The following is a 19,623-nucleotide window of genomic DNA, read 5'->3' on the forward strand; positions in this document are numbered from 1 at the left end:
GCGCCACTGATGTTGTGGCAAGCCATCGGCGCGGTGCGCGATCTGAAACGCGTGCATGACATCGCCAGCGTACTGATTCGCTACGGTTTCGGCGACATTGTCAGGCGCATCGGCATGGCGCACGCGCTGGAACGTGCCGGCAAGGCCTTGCGCTGGCGCGAGCCGGGGGAATTGGCCTACCTCGAACCCGCTTCGCGGGTCCGCCGAGCCCTGGAGGAACTGGGACCGACCTTCGTCAAACTTGGGCAGATCCTGGCGACGCGGGTGGATCTGTTCCCAGCCGACTGGATCACCGAGTTCAGCAAGCTTCAGGACTCCGCGCCTGCCCTGCCGTTCGCCGAACTACGGGCACAGTTGATGGAAGACCTGGGCGAGCCTCCCGAGGTGCTCTTTGCCGAACTGAACACCGAGCCGCTGGCCGCAGCCTCCCTGGCCCAGGTCCATCGGGCGCGCCTGAGCGACGGTACGGACGTGATCCTCAAAGTGCGACGTCCCGGCATCCGCCCGGTCATCGAGGCAGACTTGCACCTGCTGGAACGTCTAGCCGAGATCGTCGAAGCGGAAGCTGCAGACCTGCGCCGCTACCACCCTGGCGACATCGTCCGTCAGTTCACGCTGTCCTTGCGCCGCGAGCTGGATTTCGCCGCCGAATGTCGCAACGCGGAGCGGATTGCGGAGCAGTTCGCCGGACATCCGGAAATCGTCATTCCCCGCGTACACTGGCAATGGTGCGGGGAGCGACTGAACGTACAGGACTACGTGGATGGCATTTCCGGGCGGGATCTGGCCGCCACCGACGCGGCTGGGCTGGATCGCAAGCTGCTGGCCCGTCGCGGTGCGGAAGCGGTGCTCAAGATGCTGCTGGAAGACGGCTTCTTCCATGCCGACCCCCACCCCGGCAACGTGCTCTACCTGACCGGCAACCGCATCGCCTTCATCGACTTTGGCATGGTCGGGCGACTGACCGAAGAACGCCGCAGCCAGGTGGCGCGTCTGCTGCACGGGCTGGTCAGCCGCGACAGCGGCCTGGTCGCCGACGTGCTGCTCGACTGGAGCGACGATGACCGCTACGACCCGGAGTCCGATCTCCTCAATCTGCGCACCGAGATCGACACCTTCGTGGACCTTTACCACGGCGTACCGCTGCAACGCCTCGACATTGGCGCGATGCTGTCGGATCTGCTCGCCATCCTGCGCGAACACGGCCTGTCCCTGCCCGCCGATCTGGCCCTGATGATCAAGGCCTTCATCACCCTCGAAGGCATGGGCCGGCAACTCGATCCGAATTTCGACATCGCCGCCGAAGCCAGCCCCTTTCTGCGCCGAGTACTGCTGGCCCACGCGGCCCCAGCGGCTTTTGCCCGGCGCGGCTGGCGCGCCTTCGCGGATACGGTAGATCTGCTCGCCGGCCTGCCGCGGGATCTACGCCAGTTCCTTCGCGCCGCACGCCGGGGCAAACTCCAGGTCCAGGTCGAGGTGCTGCCGCTGCAACGCTTCGGCAGCCAGATCGACCGGGCTGCCAGCCGGCTCTCGCTGGCCATCGTGATCGCCGCGCTGATCGTCGGTTCGGCCATCGTGATGACCGTCGACAAGGCGCCCGCACTCCCCGGCCTGCCCTCCCTCGGCCTGCTCGGTTTCATTTCTGCCCTGATCGGCGGACTCTGGCTGTTACTCTCCATCTGGCGTAGCGGCGGTCCCCATCGATAACCCACTTTCCATGACAACAACAACGATAAGCTCACCCCAACTAACGCCGCGCCAGGACGCGTGGATCATCGCCCTGGTCGGCTTCGCCCACGGCGTCTCCCACTTCTTCCACCTGCTGCTGCCCCCATTATTTCCGTGGCTGATGCCGGAGTTCGGACTGGACTTCGTGCAGATCGGCAGCACGATGACGGTCTTTTTTGTCGTCTCCGGTGTTGGGCAGGCCCTGGCTGGCCTGGCGGTGGACCGTTTCGGCCCGCTGCGGGTGCTGTCGACCGGTATTGCGTGCTTCATCCTTGCCGGCTTCGGCCTGTCCCAGGCCCGCGGACTCGGAGATCTGATCGCCGTAGCCGCTCTGGCGGGGCTGGGCAACAGCGTGTTCCACCCCTGTGACTTCACGATCCTCAACCGCAACGTATCCTCCCAGCGCCTCGGGCACGCGTTTTCGATGCACGGCCTGTCGGGCAACCTGGGCTGGGCACTGGCGCCGGTCTTTCTGACCGGCATCGCGTCGGTAGCAGGCTGGCGCACCGCTGGCATGGGTGCCGGCCTGCTGGCGATTCCCGCACTCGCCCTGCTGCTGCTCGGGCGACATCATTTTGCAGTTGCTCCCCACGCGACAAGCGCGACCAGTCGCAAGGTAACCACGCTGGAGATCCTGAAAGTCGGCCCGGTGTGGCTGTGCTTCACCTTCTTCCTGCTGCTCACCACGGCCTTCGGCGCAATCCAGAACTTCGGTACGCCGCTGATGCAGGGAATGTACGGGATGCCGGTCAGCCAGGCAGCGGGGACCTTGTCGGCTTATCTGCTGGCTGGCGCAGCGGGCGTTCTGACAGGAGGCTTCCTGACCCGCCACGCTCGGCAAGGACAGATCATCACTGGCGCGCTCTGCACAGCCGCCCTGGCCGCTCTCCTGCTGGCCAGTGGCTGGCCGGGCGCCGCCATGGTCTTGCCCTTGATGGCGGCGATCGGCTTTCTGACCGGTCTGGCGGGGCCTTCACGGGATCTACTGGTGCGCAGTGCGGCGACGGCCCGTTTCGGCCAGGCTGCCTTCGGACGGGTGTACGGCTTCGTCTATTCAGGGCTGGACACAGGCTTGGCCCTGGCGCCACTGGTATTCGGGGGCTTCATGAACAAGGGCAATTTCGGGGCGGTCCTGATCGGTATCGCCATACTTCAGGCCGCGGCCGTGTTTACGGCCTTGAGCGTCGAGCGTCGCTAGCAACTCAAGTCAACGCCGCGTCCTCCTCCGATTCATCACTGAAGTTCCGGGCGATGGCGGCGAAATCCCCGGACACCCGGAGAAGAACATCTACGATGTCAGGATCGAAATGCTTGCCCCGCTCGAGCGCCATCATCTCGATCGCCCTCTCGTGGGGAAACGGCGGCTTATACACCCGCCGGGAGATCAAGGCATCGTAGACATCTGCAACCGCCATCAGGCGCGCCGATACCGGAATCGCGTCGCCGGCCAGCCCTTGCGGATAGCCACTGCCATCCCAGCGCTCGTGATGTCCATAGGCGATCTCAGCCGCATAGCGCAGGAAGGATGCGTCCGCGGTGCCCCCCAACGCCCGCTCGGCCTGCAGGATCGCATTGCGGCCGTATTCGCAGTGCTGCTTCATGACTTCCCATTCCTCGGGCGTCAGCTTGCCAGGCTTCAGCAGGATGGCGTCCGGCGTCGCCACCTTGCCCACATCGTGCAGCGGCGCCGATTTGAATAGTAGCTGGATCACCTCATCATCCAACTGGGTGCAGAAACGGGGGTGGTCCTGCAACTGCTCGGCAAGAATGCGGACGTAGTGCTGGGTGCGGCGGATATGGTTGCCGGTCTCGTTGTCCCGGGCTTCGGCGAGGGCACAGAAGGCGGTGATGGTCGCCGCCTGGGCGGCAATCACTTCCTGCTTGCTGGCGACGAGACGACTGCTTTGCTCGCTGATTTCAGCAGTACGCTCGGCAACCAGCAGTTCGAGATCCGCGTTGCGGCGCTGCAGCGCCTTGGTAGCCCGCGACAAGGCCAGATGGGTGCGGACCCGGGCCAGCACGACCGGCGGGGAAATTGGCTTGTGGATGAAGTCTTCCGCACCGAGGGAGAAACCCTGTTCCTCGTCTTCCGGACGGTCCAGGCCAGTCAGGAACATGACCGGGATGCCACGTGTAGACTCGGACGATTTGAGGCGGCGGCAGACCTCGAAACCATCCAGCCCGGGCATCATCACATCAAGCAGGATCAGATCGGCTCGCCCACCGGTCTCCAGATAGCCAAGCGCTTCACCGCCACTCGTGGCGGGATGAACGTCATAATGCGTCGACAGCACGTCCTCGAGAATCAACAGATTATCGGCCTGATCATCCACCACCAGCACGTGGGCACGCTGTTTCATTGCAAACTCCAGAACCATTTCGGACGACCTGTCTTCTTCCCCACGGATACAGGGGATTATTCCAGCATCTGTCGCCCACCGCTGCAAGCACCGCCTGAACCGTCATGGCCCTGATTTACAGTTTTCCACCAGTTGCCACCCCTCTGGCCCATACCTTGATCCTTGGCAGCATGCCTGGAGAGGCATCTCTTCGCGCCGGGCAATACTATGCACACCCTCGTAATCTATTCTGGCCCATCCTGGGCGAACTGGTAGGGGCCTATCCCGCCCTACCCTACGCCGCGCGACTGCGCCGCCTGGAATCTGCGGGCATTGCACTGTGGGATGTACTGCAGTGCTGTGAGCGGGAAGGCAGTCTCGACACGCGTATTGATGTCGGAACCATCGTCCCCAACGACTTCCCAGGGTTCCTGGCGGCGCATCCGCATATCACACGGATCTTCTTCAATGGTGCCATGGCGGAGACCAGCTTTCGACGCCACGTGTTGAAATCGCTGACGGCCCACCAACTGGCCTACGAACGCCTGCCGTCGACCAGTCCGGCCAACGCCGCATTCAGCTTCGCCAGGCGTCTGGAGGCCTGGCGAAGCGTGCTTGCTGCTTCTGAACCGCCGACTCAGTGCTCCAGCACGTAAGTCCCCGGGGCGTCGGCAAGTGCTGGATAGGCCTTGGTCTCCACGGGCCGTGCATCGACCAACTCGCCACACTGGGGCTTCAGCCAGGCCATCCAGTCTTCCCACCAACTACCGCTGCTCTCCTCGGCTTGTTCGTACCAACCTTCCGCCGTATCGGTACGCCGGGCCTGTCCAACCCAGAACTTGCGCTTGGGCGGCTTGACGGGTGGATTGACAATGCCGAGGATGTGCCCGGAGCTCGACAGGACAAAGCGCTTCACGCCGCCCACGTAATTCATCGCGCGGAAAGTCTGCTTCCACGGCGCAATATGGTCATCCTCCGCCGACACTGCATAGACGGGCTGGGTGATCGCCCCCAGATCAATGGGTTCTCCTGCAACCGTGAGGCTATCCTTGTCGATCAGGCGATTGTGCAGGTAGAGCTCCCGTAGATACCAGGCATGCATCGTGAAGGGCATGCGCGTGGTGTCCATGTTCCAGTACAGAACGTCGAAAGGCGGTGGCGTTTCACCATATAGCCAGCCATGCACGACGTAGTGCCAGATCAGGCTGTTGGAACGCAGCAAGCGGAATGCCGAAGCCATCTCGGCACCGTCCAGGTAGCCCTTGCGCTCCATGTTCTGGGTGATGAAGCGGATGCTGCCTTCGTCGATGAAGACTTCGATATCGCCCGGTTTGTGGAAATCGACCAATGTGGTAAGCAGCGTCCAGTGGGACACCGGCACATCTTCCGGCGCGAAATGGCGATTGGCCCAGGCCATGTAGGTACTCAATGCCGTACCGCCGATGCAGTAACCAACCGCATGTACCTTTGGCGCACCGGTCACCCCACGCGCCGTATCGATGAGGGCCTGCACACCTTCGAGCAGGTAATCGTCGAAGCTGACATCCCGCATCTCCGGCCCCGGATTCTTCCAACTGGTGATGAAAACATCGAAGCCCTGATCCAGCAGGTAGCGGACCATGCTTTTCCTGGGGTTCAGGTCCAGGATGTAGAACTTGTTGATCCACGGCGTAACGATCACGATGGGCGTCCTGTACACCTGCGCCTTTGTCGGCGTGTAATGCAGAACCTCCAGCAAGCGGTTGCGGAACACCACCTTGCCCGGCGTGGTCGCCAGGTTCTGGCCAACGGTAAAATCGCTGGGGTCGGTCATCCGGATGTTGCCGGCTTCCATGTCGTCGAGAAAGTTCCGGAAGCCCCGCGCCAGGCTCTCACCCTTGGTCTCCACGGCTAGCCGCATCGCCACCGGGTTCATCCAGAAGAAATTCGAGGGTGCCACGGCATTGAGCCATTTCCGCCACCAGAAGGCAGCCCGGCGGCGCTCCTTCTGCGACAGCCCCGGGGTGTCATACAGCATATCCTGGACATGGTGGGTCATGACCAGATACCACTCCTTCACCAGATCCCAGGTCGGGGATTCGGCCCAGACCGCGTCGGCGAAACGGTTGTCATCTTCATGGGGTCGGAGCGGATCTTCACTGGGCAGGCCAAGCAACTTGCGCCAGCTGTGCCATTGCAGGGCCCATAGGCTTCCTGAGACGCGAGTCACCGCCTCGGCCAGCTCCTGGGGATGGGCAAGCCACGCAAGCTGCGCATGCACCAAGGGAGCGGCCATGCCGAGCGGATCAATTGAAGACTCGACCGAATCATGCAGTCGCCTCAGCGACTTGCGCGCGAGATCAAGCGGTGGTGCGGGTTCACGGCGGGGCATGAGTCACAACTCCTTTCATGCGAAATCAATTGGATTCCGGCATCATGTACCGAATCGGCAAGTTCCTGTGCTGTTGAAATCGTGAGCCTGACTGGACAACGGACCGTTGATATTCGTCAAGCCGCCCCCGAACAGACTGCGCTTTATAATGGGACACCCAGTTCCCGACAGGATCGACACCATGTTCAAGAACATTCTGGTCCCAACCGATGGGTCCGAACTCTCCGACTCCACCGTGGCCAGGGCCATCAGCTTCGCCAAGGAAGCCGGGGCACGACTCACCTTCTTTTATGCACAGCCGGATTTTCCGATGCCTATCTATGGCGAAGGCGCCCTGATAGACCCGACCACCCCCGAACAGTTCAGTCGCGCCGCCGCTGCGGAAGCGGAAGCAATCCTGTCCCGCGCCCGCGCCCGCGCGGAAGATGCCGGCGTCGAATCGAGCGGCGACACCCTAGTCAGCGAGATTCCCTATGAAGCCATCATCGAAGCCACCGAGCGCAACGGGTGCGACCTTATATTCATGGCATCTCACGGCCGGCGCGGCCTGAGCGGCCTGCTGCTGGGCAGCGAAACCCAGAAGGTACTGACCCACAGCAAGGTCCCTGTGCTGGTTTATCGCTGAATTCCGAAGCACGGACAGCCGCAGCACGTATCAAAAGAAAGGGCCTCGCAGAAACCGCGAGGCCCTTTTACCTTGCAAGTACCAATAGTCCGGAGCACGGCAATCCGCCGAATCAGTCGGACTCCGTGTTGTTGATTTCCGCCGCCGTCTGCTGGAAAAACAGCGTACTGAGGCTGGATGCAGCACAAACGAGCCAAAAACCGAAGAAACCGATCGAGTATGTGGCGATAGCGGAAAAGTGCACCGGCTCACCCAACAGGTACAACTCCTGCGGATTGACCACGGTGAAGAAGATGATCTCGGCCACACCCGCAACCAAGAATGAGGGCCATAGAACCTGGATCAGTTTCAGCATGCTCAAGCTCCCAAAATAAATGCGGGCCCCAAGGGGCCCGCGTCAGTCAGCTAGGAATGAGAATGTCGTTCGTCTTCTGCGATGTGCCGCTGGGCAAAACGATACAGATACCCAGCCATCACAATGACGAACCCAATCGTGAACAAGCTCAGCAGACCGATGTCGCTACCGAACAATTCCTTCCAGGCCATGACTTCCTCCATGTCAATCAACAGGTTTCAGATCCGCTGAATCGATCCGGATCTCCGTCTCTGTGGGGAGGAATGCGGCCCCTGACAGCCTCCAGCTGCGGGACTCATCTTCTATCAACACCTTCCAGTGGGCGCTCACCAGTTCATTCTGGAGACGTCCGTGATAAGCACCGTCACTGCGTTCCATGACGAGCTGTTGGTCCAGACCACCACGGGTCGGATGGGCCAGCGTCACTATCAACTTGGCTGGCAACTCAACCCCCGGCTTGGCCTGGAGTGCCACCGACAGCCCATCCGCGGTGAATCGGACTTCGGCCTTCAAGCCCAGATTGGCCGCCGCATTCGCCCTTGCCAGCGTCTGATTGATCGCCAGACCTTGTTTATAGTAATCGTCTGCCACCATGCCGTCGAAGGACGTCACAGCCAGCCACATGGTTATGCTGCCACCGATGATTGCTGTCACCGGCATCAGCATCAACAACCAGGTCCAGTGCTCCTTGTACCAAGGAGTGGAAGAAACCTGATTCGGGGCCATTGCTCTTTGATTCATATCTCAACTTCTTTACTGCGGTATCAGGAACACCGACTTCTCCCGTACCGCCACAGTTTCATCGTCCAGCGCCTTCACCTCGATATACACGGTGTTGGAGCCGGGCTTGCCCGACTCGGGCGGCGCCGCCACTTCGATGGTGACCGACTTCAGCTCCGCCGCATCCAGCTCGATCGGCCCGGCCGGACTCAGCTTCACCCCGTCCAGACCGCTCGCCGACAGGGCAAAGCGCCGCGGCTTCTCGGTCATGTTCATCACCTGCAGATTGTACACGTTGGCAATCAGGCCGCCTTCGATCTCCCGGCTCAGCGTCGAGCGGTCCTTGATCACATCGACCCGCAGCGTCGAGCGCGTCGCCAGGCCCCACACGAAGGCCGTGCAGATCGCCACCAGCACCCCGGCGTAGATCAGGATCCGCGGGCGCATCACATGCCCGACGATCTCCTTCCTGCCCCAGTGCCGCTTCATCGCGTTCTCGGTGGTGTAGCGGATCAGCCCCTTGGGATAATTCATCTTGTCCATCACCTGATCGCAGGCGTCGATACACGCCGCGCAGCCGATGCACTCGTACTGCATGCCATTGCGGATGTCGATGCCGGTCGGGCAGACCTGCACGCAGATGCCGCAATCGACGCAGTCGCCCTTGCCCACCGTCTTCGGCTCGACACCCTTGCGCCGCGCGCCACGCGGTTCGCCCCGCTCGGGGTCGTAGGTGATCACCAGCGTGTCCGGGTCGAACATCACGCCCTGGAAGCGGGCATACGGGCACATGTACTTGCAGACCTGTTCGCGCATCACGCCGGCAAACAGGTAGGTGAAGCCGCCGTAGAAGAAGATCCAGAACAGCTCCCACGGGCCGAAGCTGAATGTCGCCGCCTCATTGAGCAGTTCGTGGATCGGCGTGAAGTAGCCGACCAGCGTGAAGCCCGTCCACAGCGCCAGCAGCCCCCAGGTGCCGAACTTGGCGCCCTTGATCGCCAGCTTGCGGGCGCTCAGCGGGGACTGGTCCAGCTTCATGCGTTGGGCGCGATTGCCTTCGATCTTCTCCTCGATCCACATGAAGATCTCGGTATAGACGGTCTGCGGGCACGAATAGCCGCACCACAGCCGCCCCGCCACCGCCGTGAAGAAGAACAGCGAATACGCGCTGATGATGAGCAGGATCGCCAGGAAGAACACGTCCTGCGGCCAGAAGATCCACCCAAAGATGTAGAACTTGCGCTGTACCACGTCCAGCAGCACGGCCTGCCGCTCGTTCCACGGCAGCCAGCACAGCCCATAGAACAGAATCTGCGTCGCCCACACCAGAATCCACCGCCAGGTGGCGAAACGGCCCGTCACCGCACGGGGGTAGACCTTCTGGCGGACCGCGTAGAGGGTGTCCTCGACTTCAGCGGCCTGCGGCGCGGTCGAAGGGCTGGTCTTCTTGGCAGTCTGGGGGTCTGGCTGGCTCATGATCGCAATATCAAAATATTCTTATATTTGAACACAAAAACACCCCGGGACCAGCCCGGGGAGTTCTTGATAGCGAGCAATGTCGCATCTCGCCAAAAGCTTATTTCTTCTCTTCGGCCGGAGCCGTGGCATTCTTGGAAAGGCTCAGCACATAGCCGGCGAGCAGATGCACCTTGTCCTCACCGAGGAAGTCCTTCCAGGCCGGCATGCGGTTGGTACGTCCATGGGTCACGGTCTCGATGATCGTGGCTTCGGACGAGCCATACAGCCAGGTCTTGTCGGTCAGGTTCGGAGCGCCGACTGCCGGGGTGCCCTTGCCTTCCGGACCATGACATGCGACGCAGTTCTGGGTGAAGATCTCCTTACCGCGCTGGGCGCGCAGGGAGTCATTGGCCAGACCGGACAGGGAACGCACGTAGTTGGCCACATCCTTGACACCGTCAGCACCAAGCGCCGGGCCGAACGGGGGCATCATGCCCTGACGGCCTTCCAGAATGGTGGTCTTGATGGTTTCCGGCTCACCGCCATACAGCCAGTCATTGTCGGTCAGGTTCGGGAAGCCCTTAGCACCCTTGGCATCAGCACCGTGACACTGGGCACAATAGGTCAGGAACATGCGATGGCCCATGGCGTTGGCTTCCTTGTCGGCAGCCACGGCATTGAGGTCCATGCCACGATACTTGGCGAAGATCGGGCCATACTTCTCGGCCGCAGCCTTCTGTTCCGCTTCCCACTGACCGGCCGAAGACCAACCCAGCTTGCCCTGATTGTTGCCGAAGCCCGGGTAGAGAGTCAGGTAGGTGATCGCGAAGATGATCGTGATCCAGAACATGTACATCCACCAACGCGGCAGCGGATTGTTGTACTCCTGCAAAGTCTCGTCCCACACGTGATCGTGCAGGCCGACCGGGCCCGAGGTCCGCTTGGTCGTGTTGGAAATCAGCACGAACACGCAGAACCCGATGCTCAGGAACACCAGCACCATCACCCAGGCGTTCCAGAAACCGCTAACGAAGTCAGCCATTTTTATTTCCTTCCTTGGTTTGCCGCCCCGAATCAGAGGGCGGCAAGTCGTCCTCGCCGAACGGCAGGAGCGCAGCCTCGTCGAATCCCTTTCGTGCACGACCGCTGTACGCCCACAGGCTGATACAGATGAAACATACAAAGCCCAAGACGGTTACGACCGTACGTGCGTCATTGATATCCACGATGTGCTCCTGCGTTCTCCGAATTGGATTACTGTTTTTCCGGAGCCGCGGGGGCCGGAGCGGCAACTGCCTCAGCCGGTGCAGGCGCAGCAGCCGCGACGGCCGGAGCAGCCGGCTTGCCGGCATTCAGCGCGGTGCCGAGACCTTGCAGGTAAGCAATCACGGCCTCCAACTCGGTCTTGCCTTCCAGCGCCTTGCGGGCACCCTGAATTTCCTCATCGGTGTAAGGAACGCCAACCTTGCGCAGCGCGTTCATCTTGGCCTCGATGTCATCGATCTTCGCCGGGCGGTCAAGCCACGGGAAGGCCGGCATGTTGGACTCGGGGACGACGTCGCGCGGGTTCAGCAGGTGGATGCGATGCCACTGATCGGAATAACGGCCACCAACGCGGTGCAGGTCGGGACCGGTACGCTTGGAGCCCCACTGGAAGGGGTGGTCGTACACATATTCACCGGCGACGGAGTAATGGCCATAACGCTCGGTTTCGGCACGGAACGGACGAATCATCTGCGAGTGGCAGTTGTAGCAGCCTTCGCGGATGTAGATGTCGCGGCCGACAAGGCGAACGGGGTCGTAGGGCTTGAGGCCTTCAACCGGCGTGGTGGTGGACTTCATGTGGAACAGCGGCACGATTTCCACGAGACCGCCGACACTGACTGTCAGCAGCGTGAAGACGATCAGCCAGCCAACCTTACGTTCGATAAAGTCGTGATTCGATTGAGCCATGATTATTCTTTCCTCCCGATCAGGCGTGAGCGCCGGCAGGTGCCAGCACCGGAGCTTCATAGGCCTTCTGACCGGCGATGGTCTTCACCATGTTGTAGAACATGATCAGCATGCCGGTCAGGAACAAGACACCGCCGAGAACGCGGATGGCCCAGAACGGGTAGCTGGCCTTCACAGCTTCAACGAAGGAATAAGTCAGGGTGCCGTCCGGGTTGGTGGCACGCCACATCAGGCCCTGCATGACACCGGAAATCCACATGGAGGCGATGTAAAGCACGATGCCGATAGTCGCGATCCAGAAGTGGGCGGTGATCAGCTTGGTGGAATACATTTCGGTCTTGCCGTACATGCGCGGGATCAGGTAGTACATGGCGCCGATGGACACCATCGCAACCCAGCCCAGTGCGCCGGAGTGCACGTGACCGACGGTCCAGTCGGTGTAGTGGGACAGGGCGTTGACCGTCTTGATCGACATCATCGGACCTTCAAAGGTAGACATACCGTAGAAGGACAGCGAGGTGATCAGGAACTTGAGGATCGGGTCGGTGCGCAGCTTATGCCAAGCGCCAGACAGGGTCATGATGCCGTTGATCATGCCGCCCCAGGACGGAGCCAGCAGAATCAGGGAGAAGACCATGCCGACGGACTGGGTCCAGTCGGGCAGCGCAGTGAAGTGCAGGTGGTGCGGGCCCGCCCACATGTAGGTGAAGATCAGTGCCCAGAAGTGCACCACCGACAGACGGTAGGAATACACAGGACGGCCAGCCTGCTTCGGCACGAAATAGTACATCATGCCCAGGAAGCCGGCGGTGAGGAAGAAGCCCACCGCGTTGTGACCATACCACCACTGGATCATCGCATCCTGAACACCGGCGTAGGCGGAGTAGGACTTGGTCAGGGTGACCGGGACTTCAGCGCTGTTGACCAGGTGCAGCAAGGCAACGGTCAGGATGAAGGCGCCATAGAACCAGTTCGCCACGTAGATATGCGTGGTCTTTCGAGTGGCGATGGTGCCGAAGAACACGACGGCGTAGGAAACCCACACGACCGTGATCAGGATGTCGATCGGCCACTCCAGTTCGGCATATTCCTTGCCGGAGGTGAAACCCAGCGGCAGCGAAATCGCTGCCAGCAGGATGACCAATTGCCAGCCCCAGAACGTAAAGGCTGCAAGGCCCGGGGCAAACAAGCGGGTGTGGCAAGTACGCTGCACACAGTAGTACGACGTTGCAAAGAGAGCACATCCACCAAACGCAAAGATCACCGCGTTGGTGTGGAGCGGGCGGAGCCGTCCAAAGTGCAGCCATTCGGCAACGTTCAATTCGGGCCACACGAGCTGTGCTGCGACGATAACGCCGACCAGCATGCCCACGATGCCCCATACCACCGTCATGATGGCGAACTGCCGCACGACTTTATAGTTGTAAGTCTGCGATTGCATGTGAGTCACCTCATCAAAAGAAAACAAAACCCCCCTGACTGCTCGACGGACGGACCGGCGGCAGGCTTCGCGGAAGGATACGCCGCGATAAGGGCGGCATTTTGACACAGATCAACTTTATTGCGCCGCAAGAAGACCTGGGCAAAGTGGCGGAGCAGGAATTCTTGGAAATAAGCCCCTACTCGTGAATCGGCTTTATGAAGAGATAAGGAAAGCCTTTAAGACCTTCACATCAATAGGGTTTTCTCTCGCGGATATTCCTGTCGGATTTACGACAATTGTAGGGATTCGCAACACAACCTCTCGCGACATATGGAAGAACCCCATTGTTTCATATGGAAAAAAACTGCAACTCAAGGTGGCACAAGATGTGCGCTTGCGTTCGCTGAACAGTAAGGCAGCGTTGCGGCAGTCCCTCCAGACTTCGGTGAGATCCGACTGACACGGCGCACTTCAAGTAAATAGCCGAGCCCTGGGCAGCCCTGCTTGCGGGAATCCGAATCCCGTAGGCACCCACCCGGCCAGGGCCCGAGCACATCAGGAGTTCCGAACCATGCAAGTCGGCGTTGCTTATTCCGAACCGTCCCAGCAGGTCTGGCTGACCATAGAAGTACCGGACGGCGCATCCGCCCGCGAAGCCATCGAAGCCTCCGGGATACTCAGGCAGTTCCCCCATATCGACCTCTCCAGCCAGAAAGTCGGCGTGTTCGGGAAGCTGGTCAAGCTGGAAGCCCCCCTGAAGGCGGGCGACCGGGTGGAGATTTACCGCGGGATCATCTGTGATCCTCAGACCGTGCCGCGTCGCCAGCTGGACGATGACGATGACGATTGAACACATTCACCGCCGCATGCCATGACAGGGCGCCGGGGCCATCGCTCCAGCATCCGTTCGCAGCACCGCCGGCCATCGGGCTATCAAGTGCCTCGGCACGCCCCCACAGGATTTGTCACCTCGCGCGCGCTCCTTCCACGCGCCCACTCCGGCTTGCTGCCTGCAGACCGGGGTTTCGAATGCGAGCCTTGTTCATATTCCCTCAAGCCACAGCCAGAAATAGAAGGAGCACGCCCATGAACGCGAACCCGAGCTGGACCGAGCGCACCAAGGCACTCGAAGCGTCCTTTGTCGAAGTCTGCACTCTTGTCCCAGTCTCAGCTGGCCCCGGAATCCTGGCCAAAGAGCTGGCCCGCCATATTCCGGAACTCCATTTCCGTCGAACCCTCTGCCGCGGCGGCTGGTATCGCCTCGGTGGCGTCCTTGCCGCAAACGGGGTACGCATCTCCGACGACCTAGAAAGCTGGGCGGAGATGACGCTCGCGGCCAGCGACGGAGATTTCGAAGCCCTGCGCGAGGAGTACGCGGGGAAGGAACTGATCGCGACCCGCCGCGTGGGACGCACGCACTACTTCGTCGCCGCCACTGGCGACAAGTCCACCGATTTCCTGCAGTTGGAGATCGAAGACCTGCAAGAGACCCAGGCCCATACACTGTTCGCACAGGTGCCCGCGCCGAGCGCCATCGATGAGCTTATCGATCCGGATCTCGGCCACCATAATGGGCAACCGGTCGGGCTCCCCTATTACACCTTCCGCCGGCTCACCCACATCGGCGATCTGCTGGCCCGACTGCGGCAGCAAACCCCCGACGCCCAGCCCATCCACCGCTTCAGCGACGACTGGAGTGAATCCAGCGCCGGCCACGCCACGGCCTTCAGCAACCAGTGGGTCATCGCGGTGCGCGAACATCTCGACCGCTTCCAGCAGAACGTCATCCGCGCCCAGCCGGTACCCGCCATCGACGGCGAGCCGCCGGTCTTCAGCGCACGGGAAGGCACCCGGGAACTGGCCCTTCACGACGCACTGGTATCCTTCGACCGGGCAGCCGGCTACCCCTTTGCCTGGTACTTCCACATGCTGACGACCAAGGCCGTGCCTCACTGGGTTGCACGCGTAGTGATGGAAGATGCCAACGCGGGCTTCGCGTACCTGCCCCGTCGCGACGAAGACGTCGTGCGCCGCTGGCTGCACTCGCCTTACGCACTGTAATAGGGCAAAGGGCTGGATACGGAATGGCATCAGCGGGAAACGCACCAGTATGGGGCAGGAGCCCTGTACAGAATCGGGCGGCACACCGGACAATGCACCGCACCAGCCCTCCACGACGCCTCCAGGCCATTGAATTTAAATAAGAAAAAAATCCGCACGAGATCGGACAGGGTGAGTACAGAAAACGAGGCCCACTCCTTGCTTAAGAGGCTCATCACCCACCATTAGTCCCAGTGCCAGGGACTACAAGTCAAATCCGCCCCTCACCGGGCGCTGTTCAGAGTCGAGGTTTCGCGATGTCAGAGGTCACCAACGGCCGCTCCCGTTCGGACGGGGATGCAAGCGGCCTGCCGCCGACAGCCGTGCGTGTAGAAGCACTCCGGGCGGCCCTCGCCAAGGCCCTCGAAAATGCGTCGAGCAATGATGACTTGGTCGGCGAGATCGCTGCCGCCCAAGCGTTTCCAAGCCGTATCTGGCTGTTCCTGGAGGCGGTCGAGCAAGCCCCGATCGCCATCTCGATCACAGACCCCCAGGCTCGCATCCTGTATGCCAATCCCGCCTTCGAAGGCGTTACCGGCTATGCCCCCAGTGAGGTATTGGGCCTCAACGAATCGATCCTGTCCTACAAGACCACCCCACGCTCCGTTTACGAAACGCTGTGGAAGTCCCTGCACGACAAGAAGACCTGGAACGGAACCCTCGTCAATCGGCGCAAGGATGGTTCCCGTTACATCGCGGAACTGACCATCACCCCCATCCTGGACTCCAAGGGGGAAACCGCCTACTGCCTCGGCATGCACCGGGACGTCACCGCGCTGCATGCCCTCAAGCAGAAGGTCCAGAACCAGAAAGCGCTGATCGAATCCGTCATCGACGTGGCACCGATCGCCATCGCACTGCTCGATGACCAGCAGCGGGTCGTACTGGACAACCACGAATACAAACAGCTGACCGATGATCTCGGCGTGACCGACCCCGCAAAGCAGGTCCTCGCGGAACTGCGCAATACGATCGGCCTGGCGTTCGAGCCGCCCAAGCTCGGCGGCCGCAACTTCGTTGACGAGGAAATCTGCGTACACCCGATCTCGGGCAAAGCCGCGCGCTGGTTCTCCTGCTCCGGCTCTTGGTTCGAACAACAGGATGCCAAGGCCGACTCCTTCTTCGATCCCCAGGCCCGCGCCTACCTGATGCTCCTCATCAAGGACATCACCGCCGCCAAGCGCCAGCGCGAGATGGAACGCATCGGCGCGATCCGCGCCACGATGGCCGAGGCTGAACTGGTACAGAGCCTGCGGGAGACCCTGTCCGGCGCCGTTTACCAACTGCGTGGCCCGCTGAACATGATCCGCGCCGCCGCCAACATGCTTGACCGCCGCGGCACACAAATCGACACGGCGATGCTGAAGAACGCCCTCAAGGAAGCGCTCACCGCCGGAGAGGCCGCGCTGGGCACCTTCGAAGCCTCGATGCCGGAAGCACCGCAGGAAGCCACTGCGCCGGTCAATCTCAACGACATCCTGCGCGATGTACTGATGCTGCTGACCGAGCGCCTGCTCGCCGCCGGCATCACTGTCGCGTGGCAGCCCACCTCACGGCTCAGCCACTTCCATGGCCGCGCCAACATGCTGCGCAGCATGTTCAAGGAGATCGTCGAGAACGCCATCGAGGCGATGAACGAGCGCGGCCGCAATGTCCGCGAACTCAAGGTCCGCACCGAAGAAAGGGACGGCCGGATCGTCGCCGTCATTGAAGACACCGGCCCCGGCATCTCGCAAGAGCTGCGGCACAAGGTGTACGAACCCTTTTTCACAACCAAACGCCCCCTCTCCCATTCCGTCGGAATGGGCCTGGCCATCGCCCAGGACGTGGTCACACGCCACGAAGGCACCATTGACATCGACCCGGACTACACCGGCGGATGCCGTTTCATCATCGGTTTCCCTCCATCGGGAAGCTGAGCCAATGCACGCCATTGAATGGACCCGACGCCCGTGAGCGAAAATCTGATCCAGGCCCCTGGCGCCCTCCTTGAGGCAGAGCTGGATACGCTATTCAGCGTCAGCCAGATCCTGTCCCGCTCCCTCGATTTGCAGGACACCCTCAAGGAAGTGCTCCAGGTCATCGGCGAAGGCTGCGGCCTGCGCCTGGGCCTCGTCGCCCTCCTCAGCGACGAAACCGGTAACGAACTCTTCATCAGCGCAGCCCACGGCCTCGACGTGGAAGCCGCCGGCCACATCCGCTATTCCCGCGGTGAAGGCATCCTCGGCTTGGTGCTGGAACGCGGTCGCAGCGTGATCCTCGACGAAGTCGCCCGCGAACGGCGCTTCCTCGACCGCCTCGGCGCCTACGCGCCCGACAAACCCTTCATCGCGGTACCAATCCGCATCGGCTCCGAACTTGTCGGCGTGCTGGCCAGCCAACCCGAGACCTCGGACGACGGCCTCCTCGACGAGCGCGCCCACTTCCAGGAGATGGTCGCCAACCTGATCGCCCAGAGCGTGCGACTGGCCCGCCAGGTCGCCAAGGAAAAGCGCGACCTGGTGGACGAGCGTGACGACCTGCGCCGGGCGGTACGCGGCCAGTACGGTTTCTCGTCCATCGTCGGGCGCTCCGAGCCAATGAAGCGGGTCTTCGACCAGCTCCGGCAGGTCGCCAAGTGGAACACCACGGTACTGATCCGCGGCGAGACCGGCACCGGTAAAGAGCTGATCGCCAGCGCCATCCACTACAACTCGCCACGCTCGGCCAGCCCCTTCGTCAAGCTCAACTGTGCGGCGCTGCCCGAAAACCTGCTTGAGTCCGAGCTCTTCGGTCACGAGAAAGGCGCCTTTACAGGTGCAGTTTCCCAGCGCAAGGGGCGTTTCGAGCAGGCCGACGGCGGCACCCTCTTCCTCGACGAAATCGGCGAAGTCTCGGCCGCCTTCCAGGCCAAGCTGTTGCGCATCCTGCAGGAAGGCGAACTCGAACGGGTCGGCGGCAGCCGCACGCTTAAAGTGGACGTCCGCGTCATCGCCGCTACTCACCGCGATCTGGAAATGGCCGTCGAGGAAGGCAAGTTCCGCGAAGACTTGTACTACCGCCTCAACGTGATGCCGATCTACGTGCCGCCGCTGCGCGACCGCATCGAGGACATTCCGGAGATCGCCAACTTCCTGGTCACCAAGATCGCCAAGCTGCAAGGCCGCGAACTGGGAATCACCGACAGCGCGCTACGCCTGCTGACCCAGCACATGTGGCCGGGCAACGTACGCGAACTGGAAAACTGTCTGGAGCGGGCCGCAGTCATGTGCGAAGGCTCGCACATCGACCGCGACCTCGTTCTGTTGTCCGGTATCGAGGAACGCCTGCAGCCGCCTCGTCCGCGCGCAGCCAGCGCCGCCGCCCCTGTTAGCAACGTGGATCTGGGCGACGAGAACATGGACGAGCGGGAGCGTGTCATCGCTGCGCTGGAGCAGGCTGGCTGGGTGCAGGCCAAGGCCGCGCGCCTGCTCGGCATGACCCCACGGCAAATCGCCTACCGCATCCAGACCCTCAACATCACGGTCAGGCAGATCTGACCACCACGCCGCTCAGTTGATGACCCGGGCCGACGGCACCAGCGGTTCGGGCCCAGGCTGGCTGAGCACGATCAGCGCCTCCCAGTTGTTCACCAACTGGGCAGCGCATCCCCTGAGAATGCCATCCAGGCGTTCGTCCGCGCTAACCACCCGCAGATGTGTGACGATTGACTGGGCCACCGCGGCACTGCGTTGAGCGGGGAAACTGCTCATCAGTGTGAGCAATGCGGCCAGAGCAAGGTCGGGGGACGTCTCATAAGCGGGCAAGCCGTCTTCCTCATTCTCGCCTTGGCAGTAGCACGGGATACTCATATCCGCACCGCGTAATATTCGACCACATGCTGGACTGCCACTGGGAAAGGCACCTCGCTGGCCTCCGGCAGACGGGTCACGACTGCCTGGAAAGCCTTGCCGTCGCTGCTCAGCCACTCGGGGTGCGTCAGGGCCGGCTGCTCGACGCACTCCAGCACCATCGGCATACGCCGTGCCTTGTCGGTGAGGACGATGGCGTCACCCGGCTTGATCCGGATCGACGGGATATTCACCGGCAGACCGTTGAGCAGCACATGCTTATGGCGCACCAGTTGGCGGGCCGCCACCAGCGTCGGCGCAAAGCCAGCGCGGAACACGAAGTTGTCCAGACGACGCTCCAGCAGTTCGAGCAGCTTGTTGCCGGTGGGCGCCTTGGCGCGCTTGGCCTCCCGGAATAACCGCTGCAACTGGGCTTCGGTCAGCCCGTAGTTCATGCGCAGTTTCTGCTTCTCGATCAGCTTGAGACCATAATCCGACTTGCGCCGCGGACGCGCACCATGCTGGCCGGGCGGGTAATCCCGCTCGCCGATGGACTTGTGGGACAGGCCGGGCAATTCGCACCCGAGGGCGCGCATGACCTTCAAACGGGGACCGGTATAACGAGACATCGACAGATATTCCTTGGAAGAAAACGGGAGGGGTTCAAGCACCGAAGATCACAACGGCCCTGCCACCAACACCCCCGACAGCAGCAGTGCCAGCAAGCAGACGTTGAACAGCA

Annotated in this window: 20 protein-coding genes; 8 read left to right on the plus strand and 12 right to left on the minus strand. The window is 61.7% G+C overall.

Annotation, left to right across the window (positions count from 1 at the left end):
• Positions 1-9: 9 nt before the first annotated feature.
• Positions 10-1,707, plus strand: coding sequence for an ABC1 kinase family protein (locus tag AC1PPK_RS21975; protein ID WP_481115126.1), 1,698 nt, complete (start codon positions 10-12; stop codon positions 1,705-1,707).
• Positions 1,708-1,717: 10 nt separating this feature from the next.
• A complete protein-coding gene (locus AC1PPK_RS21980) occupies positions 1,718-2,926 on the plus strand; it encodes an MFS transporter (RefSeq protein ID WP_481115127.1) in 1,209 nt (402 codons plus the stop codon).
• A 4-nt stretch (positions 2,927-2,930) separates the two neighbouring features.
• Here AC1PPK_RS21980 and AC1PPK_RS21985 read toward each other — a convergent pair whose 3' ends face one another.
• A complete protein-coding gene (locus AC1PPK_RS21985; RefSeq protein ID WP_481115128.1) occupies positions 2,931-4,088 on the minus strand; it encodes an HD domain-containing phosphohydrolase in 1,158 nt (385 codons plus the stop codon).
• A 104-nt stretch (positions 4,089-4,192) separates the two neighbouring features.
• Between AC1PPK_RS21985 and AC1PPK_RS21990 the strand changes: the two genes are divergently transcribed.
• Positions 4,193-4,723, plus strand: coding sequence for a DNA-deoxyinosine glycosylase (locus AC1PPK_RS21990; RefSeq protein ID WP_481115129.1), 531 nt, complete (start codon positions 4,193-4,195; stop codon positions 4,721-4,723).
• On the opposite strand, the gene AC1PPK_RS21995 is transcribed toward AC1PPK_RS21990, so the two are convergent.
• The gene (locus AC1PPK_RS21995) at positions 4,705-6,438 is read right to left on the minus strand and encodes a PHA/PHB synthase family protein (protein ID WP_481115130.1); all 1,734 of its coding nucleotides are present in this window, start codon (positions 6,436-6,438) and stop codon (positions 4,705-4,707) included. The two genes, AC1PPK_RS21990 and AC1PPK_RS21995, sit on opposite strands and share 19 nt — an antisense overlap.
• A 181-nt stretch (positions 6,439-6,619) precedes the next feature.
• On the opposite strand from AC1PPK_RS21995, the gene AC1PPK_RS22000 reads away from it, so the two are divergent.
• Entirely contained in the window at positions 6,620-7,063 is a 444-nt protein-coding gene (locus tag AC1PPK_RS22000; protein ID WP_481115131.1) for a universal stress protein, read from the plus strand.
• Between the two features lie 112 nt (positions 7,064-7,175).
• Here the strand turns inward: AC1PPK_RS22000 and AC1PPK_RS22005 are convergent, their stop codons facing one another.
• The 8 genes from AC1PPK_RS22005 to ccoN all read right to left on the minus strand — a co-directional run bounded on the left by AC1PPK_RS22005 (position 7,176) and on the right by ccoN (position 12,990).
• A complete protein-coding gene (locus tag AC1PPK_RS22005; protein ID WP_481115132.1) occupies positions 7,176-7,418 on the minus strand; it encodes a hypothetical protein in 243 nt (80 codons plus the stop codon).
• 50 nt (positions 7,419-7,468) lie between these two features.
• Positions 7,469-7,609, minus strand: a complete 141-nt coding sequence (locus AC1PPK_RS22010; RefSeq protein WP_481115133.1) for a DUF3149 domain-containing protein — start codon at positions 7,607-7,609, stop codon at positions 7,469-7,471.
• Between the two features lie 13 nt (positions 7,610-7,622).
• The gene (locus AC1PPK_RS22015; protein WP_481115134.1) at positions 7,623-8,159 is read right to left on the minus strand and encodes a FixH family protein; all 537 of its coding nucleotides are present in this window, start codon (positions 8,157-8,159) and stop codon (positions 7,623-7,625) included.
• Between the two features lie 12 nt (positions 8,160-8,171).
• On the minus strand, positions 8,172-9,614 hold the full coding sequence (ccoG, locus tag AC1PPK_RS22020; protein WP_481115135.1) for a cytochrome c oxidase accessory protein CcoG: 1,443 nt from the start codon (positions 9,612-9,614) through the stop codon (positions 8,172-8,174).
• A 100-nt stretch (positions 9,615-9,714) separates the two neighbouring features.
• Positions 9,715-10,638 carry a cytochrome-c oxidase, cbb3-type subunit III gene (gene ccoP / locus AC1PPK_RS22025; protein WP_481115136.1) on the minus strand — a complete coding sequence of 308 codons (924 nt, stop codon included), beginning with the start codon at positions 10,636-10,638 and terminating at the stop codon, positions 9,715-9,717.
• Positions 10,631-10,822 (minus strand): cbb3-type cytochrome oxidase subunit 3, encoded by a 192-nt coding sequence (locus AC1PPK_RS22030; RefSeq protein WP_481115137.1) that lies wholly within the window; start codon positions 10,820-10,822, stop codon positions 10,631-10,633. The genes ccoP and AC1PPK_RS22030 overlap by 8 nt, the downstream gene beginning before the upstream one ends.
• A gap of 28 nt (positions 10,823-10,850) precedes the next feature.
• Complete coding sequence (gene ccoO / locus AC1PPK_RS22035) at positions 10,851-11,549, minus strand: cytochrome-c oxidase, cbb3-type subunit II (protein WP_481115138.1); 699 nt, start codon at positions 11,547-11,549, stop codon at positions 10,851-10,853.
• A 19-nt stretch (positions 11,550-11,568) separates the two neighbouring features.
• Positions 11,569-12,990 carry a cytochrome-c oxidase, cbb3-type subunit I gene (gene ccoN / locus AC1PPK_RS22040; RefSeq protein WP_481115139.1) on the minus strand — a complete coding sequence of 474 codons (1,422 nt, stop codon included), beginning with the start codon at positions 12,988-12,990 and terminating at the stop codon, positions 11,569-11,571.
• Between the two features lie 553 nt (positions 12,991-13,543).
• On the opposite strand from ccoN, the gene AC1PPK_RS22045 reads away from it, so the two are divergent.
• The 4 genes from AC1PPK_RS22045 (at position 13,544) to nifA (ending at position 18,590) form a co-directional block, all read left to right on the plus strand.
• Entirely contained in the window at positions 13,544-13,822 is a 279-nt protein-coding gene (locus AC1PPK_RS22045; protein ID WP_481115140.1) for an RnfH family protein, read from the plus strand.
• Between the two features lie 236 nt (positions 13,823-14,058).
• Positions 14,059-15,033 (plus strand): hypothetical protein, encoded by a 975-nt coding sequence (locus AC1PPK_RS22050; protein ID WP_481115141.1) that lies wholly within the window; start codon positions 14,059-14,061, stop codon positions 15,031-15,033.
• 296 nt (positions 15,034-15,329) lie between these two features.
• The gene (gene nifL, locus AC1PPK_RS22055) at positions 15,330-16,991 is read left to right on the plus strand and encodes a nitrogen fixation negative regulator NifL (protein ID WP_481115142.1); all 1,662 of its coding nucleotides are present in this window, start codon (positions 15,330-15,332) and stop codon (positions 16,989-16,991) included.
• A gap of 33 nt (positions 16,992-17,024) precedes the next feature.
• A complete protein-coding gene (gene nifA, locus AC1PPK_RS22060; protein ID WP_481115143.1) occupies positions 17,025-18,590 on the plus strand; it encodes a nif-specific transcriptional activator NifA in 1,566 nt (521 codons plus the stop codon).
• Between the two features lie 12 nt (positions 18,591-18,602).
• Here nifA and AC1PPK_RS22065 read toward each other — a convergent pair whose 3' ends face one another.
• Together AC1PPK_RS22065 and rpsD are read right to left on the minus strand one after the other, a co-directional pair.
• The gene (locus tag AC1PPK_RS22065; protein ID WP_481115144.1) at positions 18,603-18,803 is read right to left on the minus strand and encodes a hypothetical protein; all 201 of its coding nucleotides are present in this window, start codon (positions 18,801-18,803) and stop codon (positions 18,603-18,605) included.
• A 95-nt stretch (positions 18,804-18,898) separates the two neighbouring features.
• Positions 18,899-19,510 carry a 30S ribosomal protein S4 gene (gene rpsD, locus AC1PPK_RS22070; protein WP_481115145.1) on the minus strand — a complete coding sequence of 204 codons (612 nt, stop codon included), beginning with the start codon at positions 19,508-19,510 and terminating at the stop codon, positions 18,899-18,901.
• Positions 19,511-19,623 lie beyond the last annotated feature (113 nt).

Source organism: Zoogloea sp. JDB1 (genome assembly GCF_056724025.1).